The 18,683-nt window shown below is 71.8% G+C and carries 19 protein-coding genes; 13 read left to right on the top strand and 6 right to left on the bottom strand.

What is annotated here, in order from left to right:
- Positions 1-89 precede the first annotated feature (89 nt).
- The 3 genes from ACFY1L_RS54965 to ACFY1L_RS54955 all read right to left on the bottom strand — a co-directional run bounded on the left by ACFY1L_RS54965 (position 90) and on the right by ACFY1L_RS54955 (position 4,317).
- The gene (locus tag ACFY1L_RS54965) at positions 90-773 is read right to left on the bottom strand and encodes a response regulator (protein WP_388843116.1); all 684 of its coding nucleotides are present in this window, start codon (positions 771-773) and stop codon (positions 90-92) included.
- Between the two features lie 29 nt (positions 774-802).
- Complete coding sequence (locus ACFY1L_RS54960; protein WP_388843115.1) at positions 803-1,990, bottom strand: sensor histidine kinase; 1,188 nt, start codon at positions 1,988-1,990, stop codon at positions 803-805.
- A 116-nt stretch (positions 1,991-2,106) separates the two neighbouring features.
- Complete coding sequence (locus ACFY1L_RS54955) at positions 2,107-4,317, bottom strand: MMPL family transporter (RefSeq protein WP_388843114.1); 2,211 nt, start codon at positions 4,315-4,317, stop codon at positions 2,107-2,109.
- Positions 4,318-4,592: 275 nt separating this feature from the next.
- Between ACFY1L_RS54955 and ACFY1L_RS54950 the strand changes: the two genes are divergently transcribed.
- Positions 4,593-4,775, top strand: a complete 183-nt coding sequence (locus tag ACFY1L_RS54950) for a hypothetical protein (protein ID WP_388843113.1) — start codon at positions 4,593-4,595, stop codon at positions 4,773-4,775.
- Positions 4,776-4,817: 42 nt separating this feature from the next.
- Here ACFY1L_RS54950 and ACFY1L_RS54945 read toward each other — a convergent pair whose 3' ends face one another.
- Entirely contained in the window at positions 4,818-6,299 is a 1,482-nt protein-coding gene (locus ACFY1L_RS54945) for an MFS transporter (RefSeq protein WP_388843112.1), read from the bottom strand.
- A 125-nt stretch (positions 6,300-6,424) separates the two neighbouring features.
- Between ACFY1L_RS54945 and ACFY1L_RS54940 the strand changes: the two genes are divergently transcribed.
- Positions 6,425-7,645, top strand: coding sequence for a cytochrome P450 (locus tag ACFY1L_RS54940; protein ID WP_388843111.1), 1,221 nt, complete (start codon positions 6,425-6,427; stop codon positions 7,643-7,645).
- A 2-nt stretch (positions 7,646-7,647) separates the two neighbouring features.
- Positions 7,648-8,298 carry a TetR/AcrR family transcriptional regulator gene (locus ACFY1L_RS54935; RefSeq protein ID WP_388843110.1) on the top strand — a complete coding sequence of 217 codons (651 nt, stop codon included), beginning with the start codon at positions 7,648-7,650 and terminating at the stop codon, positions 8,296-8,298.
- Between the two features lie 4 nt (positions 8,299-8,302).
- Here ACFY1L_RS54935 and ACFY1L_RS54930 read toward each other — a convergent pair whose 3' ends face one another.
- The gene (locus tag ACFY1L_RS54930) at positions 8,303-9,220 is read right to left on the bottom strand and encodes an SGNH/GDSL hydrolase family protein (RefSeq protein ID WP_388843109.1); all 918 of its coding nucleotides are present in this window, start codon (positions 9,218-9,220) and stop codon (positions 8,303-8,305) included.
- Between the two features lie 379 nt (positions 9,221-9,599).
- Between ACFY1L_RS54930 and ACFY1L_RS54925 the strand changes: the two genes are divergently transcribed.
- From ACFY1L_RS54925 to ACFY1L_RS54905, 5 genes are all read left to right on the top strand, one after another.
- Positions 9,600-10,343, top strand: coding sequence for a response regulator transcription factor (locus ACFY1L_RS54925; protein WP_388843108.1), 744 nt, complete (start codon positions 9,600-9,602; stop codon positions 10,341-10,343).
- A gap of 341 nt (positions 10,344-10,684) precedes the next feature.
- A complete protein-coding gene (locus tag ACFY1L_RS54920) occupies positions 10,685-11,917 on the top strand; it encodes a cytochrome P450 (RefSeq protein WP_388843107.1) in 1,233 nt (410 codons plus the stop codon).
- Between the two features lie 55 nt (positions 11,918-11,972).
- Positions 11,973-12,167: a ferredoxin gene (locus ACFY1L_RS54915; RefSeq protein WP_388843106.1), complete on the top strand. Its 195-nt coding sequence runs from the start codon at positions 11,973-11,975 to the stop codon at positions 12,165-12,167.
- Positions 12,164-13,351, top strand: a complete 1,188-nt coding sequence (locus ACFY1L_RS54910) for an NAD(P)/FAD-dependent oxidoreductase (protein WP_388843105.1) — start codon at positions 12,164-12,166, stop codon at positions 13,349-13,351. Before ACFY1L_RS54915 ends, ACFY1L_RS54910 begins: the two co-directional genes overlap by 4 nt.
- 183 nt (positions 13,352-13,534) lie before the next feature.
- Positions 13,535-14,065 (top strand): MarR family winged helix-turn-helix transcriptional regulator, encoded by a 531-nt coding sequence (locus ACFY1L_RS54905; protein WP_388843104.1) that lies wholly within the window; start codon positions 13,535-13,537, stop codon positions 14,063-14,065.
- Between the two features lies 1 nt (position 14,066).
- On the opposite strand, the gene ACFY1L_RS54900 is transcribed toward ACFY1L_RS54905, so the two are convergent.
- Positions 14,067-15,227, bottom strand: a complete 1,161-nt coding sequence (locus ACFY1L_RS54900) for an MFS transporter (RefSeq protein WP_388843103.1) — start codon at positions 15,225-15,227, stop codon at positions 14,067-14,069.
- A 123-nt stretch (positions 15,228-15,350) separates the two neighbouring features.
- On the opposite strand from ACFY1L_RS54900, the gene ACFY1L_RS54895 reads away from it, so the two are divergent.
- The 5 genes from ACFY1L_RS54895 to ACFY1L_RS54875 form a co-directional block, all read left to right on the top strand.
- Positions 15,351-16,118: an AraC family transcriptional regulator gene (locus ACFY1L_RS54895; protein ID WP_388843102.1), complete on the top strand. Its 768-nt coding sequence runs from the start codon at positions 15,351-15,353 to the stop codon at positions 16,116-16,118.
- 73 nt (positions 16,119-16,191) lie between these two features.
- Positions 16,192-16,572 carry a DoxX family protein gene (locus ACFY1L_RS54890; RefSeq protein ID WP_388843101.1) on the top strand — a complete coding sequence of 127 codons (381 nt, stop codon included), beginning with the start codon at positions 16,192-16,194 and terminating at the stop codon, positions 16,570-16,572.
- Between the two features lie 8 nt (positions 16,573-16,580).
- Positions 16,581-17,036 carry a peroxiredoxin gene (locus ACFY1L_RS54885; protein ID WP_388843130.1) on the top strand — a complete coding sequence of 152 codons (456 nt, stop codon included), beginning with the start codon at positions 16,581-16,583 and terminating at the stop codon, positions 17,034-17,036.
- Positions 17,037-17,182: 146 nt separating this feature from the next.
- The gene (locus ACFY1L_RS54880; protein WP_388843100.1) at positions 17,183-18,319 is read left to right on the top strand and encodes a transposase; all 1,137 of its coding nucleotides are present in this window, start codon (positions 17,183-17,185) and stop codon (positions 18,317-18,319) included.
- A gap of 135 nt (positions 18,320-18,454) precedes the next feature.
- A partial coding sequence (locus ACFY1L_RS54875; RefSeq protein WP_388843099.1) for a transposase occupies positions 18,455-18,683 on the top strand: 229 nt, incomplete at its 3' end.

Genomic DNA, 18,683 nt, shown 5'->3' with positions numbered 1-18,683 from the left:
GCCGCCACTCGCCCCGCCCGCCTGTTTCCCCTGAACGGCGCTGCTGCGGACTACTCCCGGGCCCGGTCGGCCCTCCGCGGGCCGACGGCTCAGCGTTCCCCTGGCGCCGGAGCCCGCACAAGGCCCGACTGGTAGGCGATGACGACGAGTTGGGCGCGGTCGCGGGCGCCCAGCTTCGTCATCGCGCGGTGGACGTGGGTGCGTACCGTCAGCGGGCTGACGAAGAGCTTCTCGGCGATCTCCTCGTTGGAGTGACCCTCGGCCACCCAGGCCATCACCTCCCGCTCGCGCGCGGTGAGCGCGGCCAGGTCCTCGGCCGCCGCCAGCCGTGCGCCCTGCGCGGGCGCGGTGAGGAAACGCGTGATCAGCGCGCGCGTGGCGAGCGGGGAGAGCAGCGACTCGCCGGCTGCGACGGTCCGGATGCCGTCCAGGAGCGCGTCGGCGGTCACGTCCTTGCCGAGGAATCCGCTCGCGCCGGCCCGCAGCGCCTGGGCGACGTACTCGTCGATCTCGAACGTGGTGAGGATGAGCACGCGCGTGCCCGCGAGCTCGGGATCGGCGCAGATCTCGGACGTGGCGGCCAGGCCGTCGGTGCCAGGCATGCGGATGTCCATCAGGACGAGGTCGGGGCGGTGCACCCGCGCAAGCACTACGGCCTCGCCGCCGTCGGTGGCCTCGCCGACCACCTCCATGTCGTCGCAGGAGTCGATCAGGATCCGGAACGTGGCCCGCAGCAGGGCCTGGTCGTCGGCGAGCAGCACGCGGATGGTCATGGTGTCCGTTCCTGTCGTCTCACGGTGGGTCAGGGGGCGGTGGGGTACAGGGGCAGTCGGGTGGTGACCTCGTAGCCGCCCTCCAGCCGGTGGCCGGCCTGGAGGGCGCCGCCGACGGACCTGGCACGCTCCCGCATGCCTATCAGACCGAAGCCGTGGCCCGGGGCGGGGACCGTGGGGGTGGTGGAGGTGCCGTCGTCGGTGACGGTGATGGTCAGCTGGTCGTCGCCGTAGTGGAGGTGTACGTGCGCCGCCTCGGCCGCGGCGTGCTTGGTGACGTTGGTCAGCGCCTCCTGCACGATGCGGTAGGCCGTCAGGTCCACGCCGGGTGTCAGCGGCCGGGACGCTCCCTCCGTGATCACCTGGACGGTCAGGCCCGTCGACTTGAACGCGTCCGTCAGCTCGGCGAGTTGGCCGAGACCCGGGGTCGGGGCCAGGGGAGCGTCGGGGTCGTCCCGCTGGCGCAGCAGACCCACGGTGGCCTTCATCTCGCGCAGCGCCGAGGAGGTCGTACCGGCGAGGTCGGTGAGGATCTTCTGGACCTGCTCGGGATGCGTGCGCGCCAGATGCGCGGCCGTGCCCGCCTGGGCGTTGGCCAGGGCCAGATGGTGGGCGACGACGTCGTGCAGTTCGCGGGCGATGCGCATGCGCTCCTCCGCGACGCGGTGGCGTGCCTCCTCCTCCCGGCTGCGCTCGGCGTACTCGGCGCGGGCCTGGACGGCCTCCAGATACGCCCCCCGTATCCGGACCGTGGTGCCGGTGGCGACCGGCAGCAGCAGCCAGGCGGCGGGGCCGAGGGTCTTCAGGGGCCAGGGGTGGTCGTTGGGGTCGACGAGGAAGGCCGGGGTCACCACCGCCGCGAGGGTGGCGAGGAAGAAGATCCGGGTGGTGGAGCGGTCGGTGGAGATGGCCAGCCGGAAGAGCGCGAGCATGACCGGCGCCAGCACCAGCGGCGTGAGCAGATGGCCGAGCGCGGCGGTGGCCGCAGCGCCGAGGGCGGTCACCGTGACGACGGTGCGGGGGTGGCTGCGCTGCCAGAACAGGGCACCGCAGGAGACGGCCGCCAGGAGGATGGTCAGGCCCACCGACTCCGGCCGGTCGGTGCCGGGCACGCTGATCTCGCTGCCGAAGAGGAACGCGGCGAACAGCAGCGCGGACGTCATGGTGTCGACGGTGCGGACGTGATCGTCCGCGTATCGCTGCCAAGGGATGCTCATCGCGTCTCTCCGGTCGGGTCCTGGAAGCCATGGTGGGCGATGCCCGCCGGGAACGACGGGCGAGGGTCGCCCGCGTCCGGCGACACGGGCGACCCTCTCGGGGCAAGAGGAACAGGTCAGATGCGGGCGGACTCCCGTACGGCGGGCTCGAGGGGGGCCGGGTTGGCCGGGTCCGTGCGGGTGAGCGCCTCGCCCTCGACGTCGACGACGGGCAGCGCACGGTCCAGCCACCGCGGCAGCCACCAGGCCGCCTTGCCGAGCAGGGCGAGCACGGCCGGCACGAACGCCATGCGGACGACGAACGCGTCCAGCAGGACGGCCGCGGCCAGGCCGAACCCGATCATCTTGATCATCGACTCGCCGGCGCCGATGAAGCCCGAGAACACCGCGATCATGATCGCGGCGGCGGCCACGACGACGCGAGCGCTGTGCCGGAAGCCGGTGGTGACGGCCTGGCCGGGCGGGTCCCCGTGGACGTACGCCTCTCGGATCCGGGCGACGAGGAAGACCTCGTAGTCCATGGCGAGGCCGAACACGATGCCCACCAGGAAGATCGGCATCAGGTTCATGATCGGACCGGTCTCCTCCACTCCCAGCAGCCCTGCGCCGTAGCCCCACTGGAAGACCGCGACGACCGAGCCGAGCGCGGCGAGGACGGACAGCAGGAAGCCCAGGGCGGCCTTGAGGGGGACCAGGACGGACCGGAAGACCACCAGCAGCAGGACGAAGGCGAGGCCGACCACGACCGCGAGGTAGGGGATCAGCGCGGACTGCGTCTTCTCGGAGATGTCGATGTTCAGCGCGGTCGTGCCGGTGACCTCGAAGGTCGCCCCGGTCGAGGAGTCGATGGCGGGGCGGTCGTCGCGGATGGCGCCCACCAGGTCCTGGGTCTTCTTGTCGCTGGGGCCGGTGGCGGGGGTGGCGGCGAACACCGCGGTGTCCCCGGTCGCGTTGAACCGGGCCGGCGAGACGGAGACGACGCCCTTCTCACCGGCGATCTTCTCGGAGATCGTCGTCACGGCGCCCTTGGGGTCGGTGGCCCCCTTGGCGTCCACGACGATCGTCAGCGGCCCGTTGAAGCCGGGGCCGAAGCCCTTGGCGAGGGCGTCGTAGGCGCGTCGTTCGGTGGTCGACGTGGACTTGACCTCGTCGCCCGGCATGCCCAGCTGCAGATCCATCACCGGTACGGCGAGCGCGCCCAGGCCCACGACGCTCAGCAGCAGTACGGCGGCCGGGCGGCGCAGCACGAACCGGGCCCAGCGGCTTCCGCCGTTGTTCTCGCCCGCCTCCTTGATACGGCCGCTTCTGCGGGCGGAGCGCGCGAGGACGGCGTTGGGCCACCAGCCGAGCAGGGCCGGCACGAGTGTCAGTGAGATCAGGACGGCGACGACGACCGCGCCGGCCGCGGCGAGGCCCATCTTGGTGAGCATCGGGATGCCCACCACCGACAGGCCGGCCAGTGCGATGACCACGGTGAGCCCGGCGAAGACGACCGCCGAGCCCGCGGTCCCGGCGGCGAGGCCGGCCGCCTCCTGTGGTGCGCGGCCCTTGGCGCGTTCCTCGCGGTAGCGGGAGACGACGAACATGGCGTAGTCGATGCCCACCGCGAGGCCCAGCATCGTGGCCAGCGTGCCCGTGGTCGACGACAGCCCGAAGGCGCTCGCCAGGGCGAGGATCGAGGCCATGCTGATGCCGATGCCGACCACCGCGGTCAGCAGCGGCAGCCCGGCCGCGGCCAGCGAGCCGAAGGTCAGCAGCAGCACCACGGCGGCGATCCCGATGCCGATCGCCTCGGCCGCGCCGCCCGCGGCCGGCTTGGTGGCCAGGGCCGTGCCGCCGACCTCGACGGTCAGCCCCGAGTCCCGGGCCCGGTCGATGGCGGTCTCGAGGTGCTTCTTGCTCGCGCTGGTGAGGTCGTCGGCCTTGCCGTTGAAGGAGACCGTCGAGTACGCGGTCGAGCCGTCCTTGCTCACCGCCCGGGCCTGGAAGGGATCGACGGCGCCGGAAACCTGGGAGCCGTCGGCCGCCTCCTTCACGAACTTCTCGATCACGGTCCGGTTGGCGGCCGCGGTGACCTTCAGTCCGCCGGGCGCGACGAACACGACGCGGGAGCTCGCGCCGTTGGCGGTGGTGCCGGGGAAGCGCTGCTCCAGCAGGTCGAACGCCTTCTGCGACTCGATGCCGGGCATGGAGTCGGTCTTGTCCTCGGCGGCGGGCGCGGTGGCGGCACCGGCGCCGACGGCGCCGAGCACCACCACCCACAACAGGACGAACAGCAGGCGCCGCCGGAAGGCCAGTCGGCCCAGCCGGCACAGGAAAGTTGCCATGGAAACGGGGGTCCCCCATCCGATCTCGGGTACCTGCCCAGACTCCCGGGACGGAGCCGTCCGGTCGTCGTGCGGCTGCCGACAATCGGGCCTACTGAGAACGCAGTAGAGGGCCCGTCACCGTCATCCCGGAGCACGAGCGGGACGTCGTCGCAGCGATGGTGGAGCCGGCTGCACCACCGGTTCGGGAGCGCACTCCATCGAAGCCGCGGACCGGCGACGGAAGGGTTTGCGGCACACGTCCGAACCCTTCACCGTCCCGGAAGGAAACACCGATGAAGCCCCTGCTGGCGTCGCGGCCCGTGCTCTGGTTCCTGTTCCTGTTCAACCTCGCCGTCGCCGCCGCGGCCCCCTTCGCCGTCGACGGCGCTCAGGGCGTCCTGACCGCCGTCGGCATGGGGGTCGTCTCCCTCGGGGCGGGGGTCAGCCTGCTGCGCGGCCGCAAGAAGTCCGCCTGATGGCCGCGGACCGTCGGCCGACGGCCATCAGGGAGCGGTGCGTCAGCTCACCGAGGTCGCGTCGGCCGATGGTTCGCTCGCGGGGGCAACCGTCGCGGCCGCGGTCACAGGGCGCCTGCGCGGGATGAACGACGCCACGGCGAAGGCCAGCAGGGCGGCGCCCGCGCCGATGCTCATGACGACCTTGAAGCCGTTCTCCGAGGGCAGCGCGAAGCCGCCCAGACTGATCGTCATCTGCGACAGGATCACGCCCGCCACGGCACTGGCGACCGACGTACCGATCGACCGCATCAGGGTGTTGAGGCTGTTGGCGGCCGCGGTCTCCGACGGATCCACGGCACCCATGATCAGCGCGGGCATGGCGCCGTACGTGAAGCCGATGCCGGCGCCGATGACGCACGAGACGATCACCAGGTGCCACACCTCGGACATCAGCACGATGTTCAGGCCGTACCCCGAGGCCACGATCAGCGCGCCGATCATCAGCGTCACCTTCGGCCCCTTGGCCTTGGACACGGCCGCGGACACCGGGGCGAACGCCATCATCACCAGCCCGGACGGCGCCATCACCAGACCGGCGGTCAGCAGCGACCTGCCCAGGCCGTAACCGGTCTGGGTGGGCAGCTGCAGCAGCTGGGGCAGCACCAGGGACATCGCGAACATCGAGAAACCGACCGCGATCGAGGCCAGGTTCGTCACCAGCACCTGACGGCGGGCCGTGGCACGCAGGTCCACCAGCGGCTGGGAGGTGCGCAGTTCGAAGAAGCCCCACGCGAGCAGCACCACGACCGCCGCCGCGAACAGGCCGAGGGTGGTGCCGCTGGTCCAGCCCCAGTCCGCGCCCTTGGATATGGCCAGCAGCAGGGAGACAAGACCGGCCGCCATGCCGACACCGCCGACGACGTCGAAGCGGCCACCGGTGCGCACCTTGGACTCGGGCACGAACAGCACGACGAGCACGAGCGCCACGACGCCCATGCCGGCCGAGCTCCAGAACAGCACGTGCCAGTCGAAGTGGTCCGCGATCAGCGCCGCCGTCGGCAGCCCCAGCGCACCGCCGACGCCGAGCGAGGCGCTCATCAGCGCGGTCGCCCCGGCGAGCCGCTCCGCCGGCAGCTCGTCCCGCATGATGCTGATGCCCAGCGGCACCACGGCCGCCGCCAGACCCTGCACCGCACGCCCCACGATCATCGGCACCAGCGACTCGCTGAGCGCGCACACGAGCGAGCCGGTCACCAGCAGCACCACGCTGACCAGCAGCATCCGCCGCTTGCCGAACATGTCGCCGAGCCGGCCGACCACCGGCGTGGCCACGGCGGCGGCGAGCAGGGTGGCCGTCACGGCCCACGCGGTGTCCGACGCGGGAGCGTCCAGCAGCCTGGGCAGCTCCGGGACGATCGGGATGACCAGCGTCTGCATCAGCGACACGACGATGCCGGCGAAGGCCAGCACCGCCACCACGGCGCTCGACCGCGGCACGGCCGCACCGCCTGCGTCCGTAGGTCTGGGAAGGGCGTCAGACATGAACAAGCCTCCGTGCGATGGGGGAGAGGGGCCGGAATCCCGGCCGAGTTTAAGTCAACTGCTTGACTTACCTTAGGGCTCCGTTTGCCTGGGCGTGCGGCGACCGCCGGATCGGAGGAGGGCGTATGCACCCGACCGAGGACGGACGGCCCCTGAGCTGTCCGTTGCACGGCGCTACGGCCCTGGAGCCGCCCGCCGAGTGGGACGCACTGCGCGAGCGCTGCCCGTCCGCGCCCGTGACCCTGCCCAGCGGGGACGAGGTGCTGCTGCTGACCCGGCACGAGGACGTCCGTCAGGTGCTCCGCGACGGACGGTTCGCCGGCATGCTGCGCGCCGACGGCGCGGCGCGGCTCGCGGGCGACGAGACGGGCGGGAGGTTCGGCGGCGACATGGCGATGGCCATCCCGGCCCGCGGCGAGGCGCACCGGCGCCGGCGCCGGACGGTGGGCCGGTGGTTCACCGCCGCGCGGGTGGCCGCACTGCGACCGGGCATCGAGGCCGTGGCCGAGAAGCTCGTCGACGACACGGTCTCCCACGGCCACCCGGCGGACCTGCAGGCGCAGCTTGCCTTCCCGCTGCCCCAGTGGGTGATCTGCGACCTCCTCGGTGTCCCGGCCGCGGACCATGACCGGTTCTCGTACTGGTCCGACGTGCTGCTCAACCTCACCCGCTACGGCCAGGACGAGATCGAGCAGGCGCAGGACGACTTCGTGGACCACCTCGCCGCGCACGTCTATGCCAAGCGGGAGATGCCCGGCGCCGACCTGCTCAGCGACCTTGTCATCGACTGGGACCCGGACGGCGACCCCCTGTCCGAGCGCGAGCTGGTCTTCACCGGCCAGGCGCTGCTGGTCGCGGGGCACGAGACCACCGCGAACGTCATCGGCAAGACGGTGGCGCTGCTCCTGGCCGACCGCGGCCGCCGGGAACGGCTGCTCGCCGACCGCTCGCTGGTGGGGCCCGCGGTCGAGGAGGCGCTCGGTTTCGACGCCGACCCCGGTATCGGCGTGCCCCGCTGTCTCGACGAGCCGGTCGAGATCGCAGGACAGCTGCCGGCGCCCGGCACGACCGTGCTGTGCAGCACCGCGGCCGCCAACCGGGACGAGACCGTCTTCGACATGCCCGACGAGATGCTCTTCGACCGCGGCCCCAACCCCCATCTCGCCTTCGGCGCCGGGGCCCACTCCTGCCCGGGCCAGGACCTGGCCCGCGCGGAGCTGTGCACCGTGCTCCACGTGCAGTTGCGTAGGCTTCCGTCGCTGGAACTCGCCGCACCGCCGGCGGACCTGCGACGGCTCGAGGGACTGGCCGTCGGAGGGCTGAGCCAAGTCCCGGTGCGGTGGTGAGCATGGCGGGCAGGGCGGTACGGGCGGAACAGGTCAGCGCGACACGGGAGCTGATCCTGACCGCCGCCGAGCGGCTGTTCGCCGAGCGCGGCGTGAACGCCGTCTCCAACCGTCAGGTCAGCGAGGCCGCCGGACAGGGCAACAACACGGCCGTCGGCTACCACTTCGGCACCAAGGCCGACCTGGTCCGTGCGATCGTCCGCAAGCATGCGCAGCGCATCGAGGAGATCCGGGCCCGGCTGTTGGCCGGGATCGGCGACTCCACGGACGTACGCGACTGGGTGGACTGCCTGGTGCGCCCGATCCCCGAACATCTCGCGAACCTGGGCGGCCCTACCTGGTACGCGCGGTTCTGCGCGCAGCTGATGACCGACCCGTCGCTCCACGAGATCCTCGTCGAGGAGTCCCTCGCCTCCCCTTCCCTGCGGCAGATCATCGACGGGCTGATGCGCTGTCTGCCCGAGCTGCCTCCCGAAGTCCGCGCGGAACGCGGCGAGATGGCCCGCCATCTCATCGTGCACATGCCCGCCGAACGCGAGCGCGCGGTCGCCGAGAACCTGCCCACCCCTCGCGCCAACTGGCATGACGCGGCAAGCGGTCTGGTCGACGCGCTCGTGGGCCTGTGGCTGGCCCCGGTGGCGCCGGGCCGCTGAGCCCTCAGCCGGCGGCACCGAGCGTCTTCAGGACGGCGTCGGCCATGCCCCGCTCGCCGCGTTCGTTGGGATGGACGGAGGCGGCGTGCGCGAGGGGCACGAGCGGCTCGACCCAGCGCGTGTCGCGCGCCGAACAGGCGTCGCGGCCCACGGAGGGCGTGTACGTGTCGACGTACCCGGCCCCGGCGGCCTCGGCGCGCTCCCGCAGCACCGTGTTGAGCTGCTGCTCCTTGGCGTGCAGATAGGCGACGTCGCCGGGCGCGAGGCCCATCTCGCGGCCGCAGCCGGAGTCCTTCGCCGGCAGGATCGCCGGGTACCCGACGACGTACACACGGGCCCCGGGCGCCCGGCGCCTGATCTCGCCGAGGGTGCGGGCGAGCCGCTCGTCCACCGCGTGGATCTTGTCCTGAACGGCGTCGGTGTCCCCGGAGGCATAGCGCTCGCGGCACGGCGCGTCCTCGCCACGGCTGAGCGCGAAGTACAACACCCCCTGCTCGACGCACTGCTTGATCATCGAGCTGAACCCGATGTCGTTCCCGCCGATGCCAAGGGTCACCAGCCGTGTCCCGGCGGACAGCGCCGAGAGCTGGGCCGCGTTGGTGCCGTCGTCGGTGACCTGCGCGGCGGACAGGTCGGCGAGGGTGGCGCCGCTGCAGCTCACATCGCGGAAGTCCCTCGCCGTGAGCCCGAGTCGGCGGGCCACCAGGGTGGGGTAGTTGCGGTCGGAGCGCTCGCAGCCGACGGGTTTGCCGTTCTGGTCCGGGATGCGCGGACCGGCGGTGTAGGAGTCGCCCAGCGCGACGTAGGGACCCTTCGGCGGGACCGGATCGGCGCCGTCGTCGTGGCGGGCGACGCCGACCGCAACGCCCAGCGCCGCGAAGGCGAGCGCCCCGGCCAGCCCGGCTCGTACAGAGGTCTTCATCGGTGTGTCCTGCTCTTCCGTCTCGGAGGGCCCGCGCCGCTGGGGCGCGTCCGGATACGGCGAATGCCGAACCGTGGCTCGGCCGGGGGAGGGCGGCTGGGACAACCGAGCAGGGGCGGAGGAGTCGCCGCCTCCGCGCGCCGGCGCCGGTCGGGGGAGGACCGACGCCGGGCCGGGGACCGCGCCGTGCCCCGTATTCGGGGGCGGGGCCGGCGCACCGGGGCCGTCTCCGCTCAAGGCGGCCCCTGTCTGACACGGGACTTTCATCCCGTACGGCGATACGGGTTGCTTGCGTCAGGCAAGCATAGATAGATTACTTGAGTCAAGCAATGGGCGAGATTTACTTGAGTTAGGCAAGCAGAACGGTAGGGTGAGTGGCATGCCTCCCTCGTCGCAGAACGGCACCGTCGGTGAGAGGCCCGCGCTCGCTCGCGGGGCCGGGCAGCACGTCCTGGTCGTCGCGGGCGAACCGGATCTCGCCGAACTGCTGTCGACCACCCTGGAGTTGGCGGGCTACCGCATCAGCCTGGCCGGCACCGGGACCGAGGCGATGGCGCGAGCCATGCAGCACCGCTACGACCTCGTGGTCCTGGACGCCGCGCTGCCGGACCTGGCGGGCCTCGGCAGGGCGCGCCGCCCGCCCGCCGCCCACCGCCCGCCCGTCCTCTTCCTGACCGCCTACGACTTCCTGGACCGGCTCCTGCCCGAACTCGGACTGGGGGAGAAGGACTACGTCACCAAGCCCTTCCGGGTGGCCGAAGTCCTGGCCAGGATGCAGGTGTTGCTGCGCGGCCCGAACCAGGGCTCGCGCCGGGACGGCGGGCTCGCCTACTGCGACCTGGTCCTCGACGACGCCAGATGCCAGGCACGGCGCGGCAAGCGGGCGCTCGACCTGACCCCCGCCGAGTACCGGCTGCTGCGCCACCTCCTGGTCAACGCGCACCGGGTGCTGTCCAAGGAGCAGATCGGCCGCTACGTCTGGGGCGACTTCCGCGGCCACAACGCGATCGAGCAACTCGTCTCCCGCCTTCGCCGCAAAGTGGACCAGGAGGATGCGCCGGCGCTGATCCATACGCGCAGGGGCTTCGGTTACTGGCTCGGGAAGGTCGACGCGGAGGTCTGACCGGCCGGAGAGCAAACGCCTGGGGTGCGTACGGGGGCCCTCGTGAGGGGCGGTGACCTGACAGCGGACGCCGCCCCTCATGGCTTGTACGGGGCTCGCGCCCGAAGCGACGTCGGGCCCTCAACTCGCTTGTCCAGCGAGGAAGTTGTCATGGTCCTGCTCGCATGGTCGACCGTCGCTGATCGCATCAACTCGCAATGTGATCCGGCTCACGTCAGCTTTCTGTCAGGTGACTGACCGGAAGCCGTCAGCCCCCTCTGTTTGCATGTGCTCATCGAGGCCTCGACCACTTCGCCCCGGCGCTCCGCCCGAACGGAGCCCCCCCACCACCGAGGAGAACCATGGCCGACACCCTGGCCACACCCGTGCCCCAAGCGCCGGACGCCGCCCCCGAGTTCCCGATGCCCCGGGCGGGCCGGTGCCCCTTCGACCCGCCGCCCGCCCTCAAGGAGCTGCAGGAGGAGGCACCGCTCGTCAAAGTGCGCCTGTGGGACGGCAGCGAGCCGTGGCTCGTGACCCGTTACGCGGAGCAGCGGGCGATTCTCGGCGACGCCCGCGTCAGTGCGGACACCGACCGGCCCGGCTACCCGACCAAGGCCTCGCCCAACGCCGGCGAGGGCAAGCTCAGCTTCATCATGATGGACGACCCCGAACACGCCCGGCTGCGCCGGATGGTGACGGCGCCGTTCGCCATCAAGAAGGTGGAGGCCCTGCGCCCCGCCGTGCAGAAGATCGTGGATGACCTGATCGACGACATGCTCGCCGGACCGCGGCCGGTGGACCTCGTGGAGGCGTTCGCCCTGCCGATCCCCTCGCTGGTGATCTGCGAACTGCTCGGAGTGCCCTACGACGACCACGCCTTCTTCCAGGACAACACCAAGACCATGGTCCACCGCGACGCCACCCCCGAGCAGCGGGGACAGGCGAGCCGCGAGGTGGCCGCGTATCTGGCCGAACTCATCGGCAAGCGGCTCGCCGAGCCCAAGGACGACCTGCTCTCCAGCATCGCCGGACGCATCACCGCCGGCGAGATCAACCACCAGCAGGCCACCGAGATGGCGCTGCTCCTGCTGATCGCGGGCCACGAGACCACCGCGAACATGATCGCCCTCGGCACGCTCGCCCTGCTCCAGAACCCCGACCAGCTCGCCCTGCTGCGCGAGACCGACGACCCCAAACTCGTCGCCTCCGCCGTCGAGGAACTGCTGCGCTACCTGCACATCACCCACCTCGGCCGGCGCCGCGCGGTCACCGAGGACATCGAGATCGGCGGGCAGGTCATCAGGGCCGGCGAGGGCGTGATCATGGCCAACGAGATCGCCAACCGCGACCCCGAGGTGTTCGCCGACCCCGACCGGCTCGACATCACCCGCGACGCCCGCCGCCACGTCGCCTTCGGCTTCGGCGTCCACCAGTGCCTGGGCCAGCCGCTGGCGCGCATGGAACTCCAGGTCGTCTACGGCACCCTCTACCGGCGCATCCCCACGTTGATGCTCGCCTGCGACCTTCAGGACGTCAGGTTCAAGCACGACGCGTTCATCTACGGCGTCCACGAGCTGCCCGTCGCCTGGTGACGGCTCCCCGTCCCGCGCACCCACCACAACCACGAAAGAAACAAAGGGGATTGACATGAAGGTGGAGCTGGAAGCCGACAAGTGCGTCGCCTCGGGGCAGTGCGTGCTCGCCGCGATGGACGTGTTCGACCAGGACGACGACGGCATCGCGATCCTGCTGGACGACAAGCCCGCGCCCGAACTCCTCGACGACGTCAAGGAAGCCATCGCGGTCTGCCCGGCCGCCGCGATCCGACTGGTCGCTCAGTGAGGCGCATCGTCGTCGTCGGAGCCTCGGCCGCCGGACTCGCGGCGGCCGAGACCCTCCGCCGCGAGGGCTACGACGGCACCCTCACCCTCGTGGGCGACGAACCGCACGCCCCGTACGACCGCCCGCCCCTGTCCAAGCAACTGCTCGCCGCGGAGTGGGAGTCCGAGCGCCTGGCCCTGCGCACCCCCGCCGACCTGGCCGCCCTGGACCTCGACCTGCGCCTCGGTGTACCGGCCGCCGGCCTCGAACTCGCCGACAGCAGCGTGCGGCTGGCCGACGGCTGCGAAGTGCCGTACGACGGACTGATCGTGGCCACCGGAGTGCGGGCGCGCCGGCTGCCCGGTGAGGGCGCGCATGTGCTGCGTACCCTGGACGACGCGCTGACGCTGCGCGACCGGCTAGGGCCGGGGCTGCGGCTGGTCGTGGTGGGCGCCGGATTCCTCGGTGCGGAGGCCGCCGCCGTGGCCTGGCGGCTCGGCGCGGAGGTGACCCTCCTCGAACCGGCTCCTGTGCCCCTGGCGCACGCCGTCGGCACGCAGGTCGGTGAGCTGCTCACCCGCGCCCACCTCGAGCGGGGCGTGGACCTGCGCTGCGGGGTGAGCGTGAGCGAGGTGACCGAGGAGGGGGTGCGGCTCGCGGACGGCGAGGTGATCGAGGCCGACGAGGTGCTGGTCGCCGTCGGCTCGCTGCCGAACACCGAGTGGCTCGAGGGCAGCGGGCTGACCGTCGGCGACGGCGTGGTCTGCGACGAGTACTGCGAGGCCGCCCGGAACGTGTACGCGGCCGGTGACGTCGCCCGCTGGTACAACCCCCTGTTCGGCACGGCCATGCGGATCGAGCACCGCACCAACGCCGCCGAACAGGGCATGGCCGCCGCCCGCAACCTGCTCAACCCGGAAGCCCGCAAGCCGTTCGCGCCGGTGCCGTACTTCTGGTCCGACCAGTACGACATGAAGATCCAGGCGTACGGCTATCTGCGCGGGCACGACGAAGTCGCCGTGGTGGACGGCGACGTGGGTGAGCGCCGGTTCGTCGCCGCGTACCGCACCGGCGACCGCGTGACCGGCGCCCTCGCGGTCGGCATGCCGCCCAAGGCCATCCGGCAGTGGCGGCAGGCGATCGCGGCCGGGGCGACGTGGGGCGAGGCGGTGCGCAGGGCGGAGCACTCTCCAACGGGTGCGTGAAACAAGGCGGTTGAGCGGGCGCAGACGGCAGGCGCCCGAACGGGGCCCGGGTAAGGCGGATTCCGCGTCACCCGGTCCTTCTCGTTCTTCCGGTGCCGGCGGAGTCGTACGTTCGCGGTACTCCGAGGTAAACGCACGCAGTAGATTACTTGAGTTACGCAACAATATGGTAAAGTGGATCGCATGGCCACACCACCGCTCCCCGACGTCCCCGACACCCCCGCGTCCGAGGAGGTGACCGAGATCGAGCGCGCGCTGACCCGCATCACCTACCTGAGCACCCGCGCCCGCCAGCACGACCGGCTGATGGCCCTGGCCGGCGTCCCGCTGGACCGTGCCGCCGTGGCGCTGCTGCGGCAGGTCGCCGACTCGGAGCCGCTGCGCCCCGGGGAGCTGGCCGTCCGGCTGGGAGTGGAGGCCTCCCACGTCACACGCACCGTCCAGCAGCTGCAGAAGTCCGGCTACGTCACCCGGGTTCCCGACCCCGACGACCGCCGCGCCCAGCGCATCCAGCTCACCGAGGCCGGCCGGCAGGCCATAGACCGCATCCGCGACGCCGGCGCGCGCGGCATGCAGCTGGCCCTGTCCGACTGGTCGCCCGAGGAGCTGGGCCAGCTCGCCACGCTCTTCCACCGCATGGTCGACGACTTCCTTGCCTACGCCATCGACGAGGACACGGAGGAGCAGCCGGTCGCGCGGGCGGGCACCGTCTGACCTAGGGCGAGGTCTCGCTGGGGCGACGGCCGGGCGTCCCCTGCATCGACGTCGGCCCCACCGGCGGCATCGGCTCGCGGAGACCGCTCAGCAGGAGCCGGCCCAGAGCGGGAAGTCCGATCAGGGGGACCAGGGCGGTTCGCAGCGATGTCGCATCCGCGAGCGCCCCGACGACGGGGGCGGCGAGCCCGCCGACACTCACGGTCAGCCCCAGCGTGACCCCGCTCGCGGTACCCATCCGCCGGGGCAGGAAGTCCTGGCCGAGCGTGATGTGCAGAGCGAACGGGACGTACAGTCCGGCCGAGGTGAGGGCGACGAACAGGTAGACCACCGGGCCGGGGGCGAGGACCACGCCCGCGACGGCCAGGACTGTCAGGGCGTACGACCGGCGCACCACCGTGACGCGCCCGTACCGGTCGGCGAGCCGGCCGCCCGCCAGCGTGCCCAGTGCACCGCCGACGTACAGCACGAAGAGCGCCGCCGTCCCGGACGCCTCGCCGCCGCCGGCGCGCTCACGGACGTACAGCGAAATGAACGCGCTCAGGCCGACGAAGACGATCGAGCGGCAGACGATCGCGCCGGACAGCCGCAGGAACGAGGCCCAGTCGTCGGTGCCGACGGCTTCGGAGGTACGGGTGACTGCGGCGGGGCCGCCCGGCGAACCCACCGCGGCCGCGCACAACACCGCCCCCGCCACCGCAGGGAGGATCAGCAGGGGAGAGGCGCGCAGGCCCCAGGTGGCGACGACGACGGCGACGAGCGGCGGGGCAAGCGCGAAGCCGATGTTGCCGCCGAGGGAGAACCAGCTCATCGCCGTGTTGCTCCCGCCCGCGGCGACGCGTGCCGCGCGGGCCGCCTCCGGGTGGTAGGCCGCGACACCGATGCCGGAGACGGCGACGGCCGCCAGAGCGAGCGGATACGAGCCGCCGAGCCCGCACACGGCGACACCGGCGCCCCCGCTCAGCGCGCCGAGCGGCAGCAGCCACGGGAGCGGGCGGCGGTCGGTCAGCGCCCCGAACAGCGGCTGCACCAGCGAGGACAGCAGGGAGGCGGCCAGGACGACGCCCGAGGCAGCGGCATAGGTGTAGGCACGCTCGGACACGAAGAACGGGACGAGCGCGGCGACGGCTCCCTGGTAGACATCGACGCAGGCGTGGCTCAAGGAGAGCAGGGTGATGCGTCGGTTGCGAGACAGGCGGCTGCGAGAAGGTCGGTTGCGAGAGGTGGACACCTTGCGATCGTCGGGGGAGCAGTGCGTGGCCCGCTTTCGATAATCTGCCTACTTGTGTCGAACATCCGCCACACCCCGAAGGCGCCGACCCGTGCGCGGAGCCTCGCCGCCGGGGAACGCATCGACGCGCACCGGCACGACGAGCATCAGATCGTGTACGCGGGATCCGGCGTGCTGGCCGTCACCACCGACGCCGGCACCTGGTTCGCCCCCGGTACGCGTGCCATCTGGGTGCCCGCAGGGACCGGGCACGCACACCGCGCCCACGGTCACCTCGAACTGCACCTGGTCGGCCTGCCCGCCGACGACAACCCGCTCGGCCTCAAGGCACCGACCGTCCTCGCCGTCAGCCCGCTTCTGCGCGAGCTGATCCGCGCCTACACCCGCGACCCCGACGACGACAGCCCCGAACGCCGCCGTCTGCTCGCCGTCCTCCGTGACCAGCTGCACGCCTCGCCCCAGCAACCGATGCGCCTGCCCACACCGACGGACCCACGCCTGGCCGCCGTCTGCACGATCCTCCACGCGAACCCGGCCGACCCCCGCACCCTCGCCGCCCTGGGCGCCGCGACCGGGGCCGGCGAACGCACCCTCAGCCGTCTCTTCCGCAGCGAGTTCGGCATGACCTTCCCGCAGTGGCGCACCCAGTCCCGCCTCTACCACGCCCTGCGCATGCTCGCCGACGACACACCCGTCACCACGGTCGCCCACCGCTGCGGCTGGTCCTCCACCAGCGCCTTCATCGACGTCTTCCGCCGCTCCTTCGGCTACACCCCCGGAACCCACAACCGCCGCGCCCGGACCGCCCTTTCCGGACGGTGAACACACAGCCCCTCTGCCCTCCACCCTTCTACCCTCCGGTAACATCGCCCGGCAGGTCATCAGAGGAGGAACCGTGTCACGGTCCGAACGCTCGCCCCTGCTACTCGCCGGCCTGTTGGCCACCGCGGGTGTCGCCCACTTCGCCTCGCCACGTCAGTTCGACGCGACCATCCCGCAGGCGCTGCCGGGCGCGCCCCGGACATGGACGTACGCCAGCGGGGCCGCCGAACTGGCGCTCGCCGCGGGCATCGCCCTGCCCCGCACACGGAAGACTGCGGCCCTCGCCGCCGCCGCGTTCTTCGTCGGCGTGTTCCCCGCCAACGTGAAGATGGCCGTCGACTGGCGCCACCGCCCCACGCCGCAGAAGGCCGCGGCGATCGGGCGGCTGCCGCTGCAGCTGCCCCTCGTGCTGTGGGCCCGCAGCGTCGCGAAGAACGGGGAGGGACGGTCGTGACGGAGCGCATGGACGTCGGCGTCAAGGTCGACGACTTCGAGCTGCCGGACGAGACCGGCACCCCCCGCACCCTGTCCGAGCTGCTCACCGACGGACCGGTCGTGCTCTTCTTCTACCCCGCCGCCCTCACCGCCGGCTGCACCGCGGAGGCCTGCCACTTCCGCGACCTGGCCGCCGAGTTCGCCGCCGTCGGCGCCCGGCCCGTGGGCATCAGCGGCGACTCCGTGGACAAGCAGCAGGAGTTCACCGGCCGCCACAGCCTCGGCATGCCGCTGCTGTCCGACGCCGACGGCTCGATCCGCGAGCTCTTCGGCGTGAAGCGGGGCTTCAGCCTGGCGCCCACCAAACGGGTCACCTTCGTCATAGACCAGGACCGCACGATCCTCGAGGTCGTCCGCAGCGAACTGCGCATGAACACCCACGCCGACCGCGCCCTGGCCGCCCTCCAGGCTCGACAGAAGTGACATCGCAGACCCGGCGGAAGTGACGTCACAGAAGTGACGTCCGCGAAACGGAGGGCCCTACCGGCCCTCCGTTTCGGGTCACTTACCCGGGGCTTGGAGCCCCAGGTTTGCAGCTCGTGACCACAACTGGCTGAGGTGGTCCGGCCGTGTCCAGCGCCGTTTGCAGCGCAGGGGCGTGTGACTGCGCCCCGCGTTCGCCCTGGGAGGCCGAGCAGGTCAACGACCGGCGGCTGGAGCTGCTGCGCGAACAGCCGGCGACGGCTCCGCACGACGGCGGGGTCATCGTGATCGACGATTCGGGGGACCGCAAGGACGGCACGGCGACCGCGCATGTGGGACGGCAGTGGCTGGGCCGGTTGGGCAAGACGGACAACGGCATCGTCACGGTGACCACGGTGTGGACCGACGGCCGCGTGTACTACCCGCTGCACGCGACTCCTTACACGCCCGCCCATCACTTCGCCCGCGGCCGGGCCGATCCGGGCTTCCGCACGAAACCGCAGCTGGCCGCCGCTCTCGCGGTCCGCGGGAAGGAGGCGGGCTTCGCCTGCCGGGCGGTGGTCGCCGACTGCGCCTACTCCGTCAGCGACGATTGGTACCTCGCACTGCGCGAGGCCGGCCTGCCCTACGTCGTGGCGCTCAAGCCGCGCCGCGGCACCTGGGCCCGGGCCGACCAGCCGCACACTCCTGTTGAGGCCGCCCGCGCCCTGGCCTGGCGGGATGCCAAGCGTCCCGGCGACTGGGCGCCCGTTGAGCGCCATTTCCGCGACGGGCACAGCGAGACCTGGTGGGCTGCCGATGCGCACCTGGGCGGCTACGGCTCCCACTCACCCTGCCGCCTGGTCGTGGCCACCACCGACCCGGCCCGGCTGCCGGAGAAGGCCACCTGGTGCATGGCCACCAACCTGCCCCACCCCGACGCAGCCCACGCTGCCACCAGCCCGCATCCGCCGGCCGACCTCGCCGAGATCGTCCACATCTACGGCCTGCGGCCGTGGATCGAGCAGAGCTACAAACAGATCAAGGACGAACTCGGCTGGGCCGACTTCCAAGTCCGCTCCGACCGCCGCCACCAGACCCTCGTCAACTGCGCCTTCTCCTTCTTCATCCGGCAGATCACTCGGGTACGGCTGGCACCCGCCCACGACTACCAGCAGACCGCTCCCCTAGCCGACCGTGAAGCCCCGAAACCGGACAACCCGCCCCCAAGCGCGACGACAAACACCGAACACTCGCAGAACGCCCACTCAGATTCCCGGCACGGACGTTGCCTCTCAACGTAGTGTAGGCGTCCGCCACTTTCCGGATCACATGCAGTGCGGGCTGAGCGAGCGTGTCTGAAAGATCGTGTAAGTCCGTGATGTGACAGGCTGGCCGGAGCCCAGGCTCGGGTTCTGGTCAGCTGGGACGGACATGGCATGACGGACAACGAGAATGCCTCGGCTGTCGAGTCGGTCGAGGACAAGCTGGTGGACGAGGTCGTTGAGCGGCTGATGGACCGCGCCGATGCCTCGGGAGCCGCTCTGCTGGGCCAGGGCGGGCTGCTGACCGCGGTCACCCGGGCTGTGCTGGAGCGGGCCCTGGATGCCGAGATGAGCGAACATCTCGGCTATGAGAAGCATGATCCGGCCGGCCGCGGCTCGGGCA

This window comes from Streptomyces sp. NPDC001663 (assembly GCF_042893105.1).
In the GTDB taxonomy this organism is placed as follows: Bacteria; Actinomycetota; Actinomycetes; order Streptomycetales; family Streptomycetaceae; genus Streptomyces.
The sequence above is the reverse complement of the archived record's forward strand: the minus strand, read 5'-3'. Positions and strand labels throughout refer to the sequence as shown.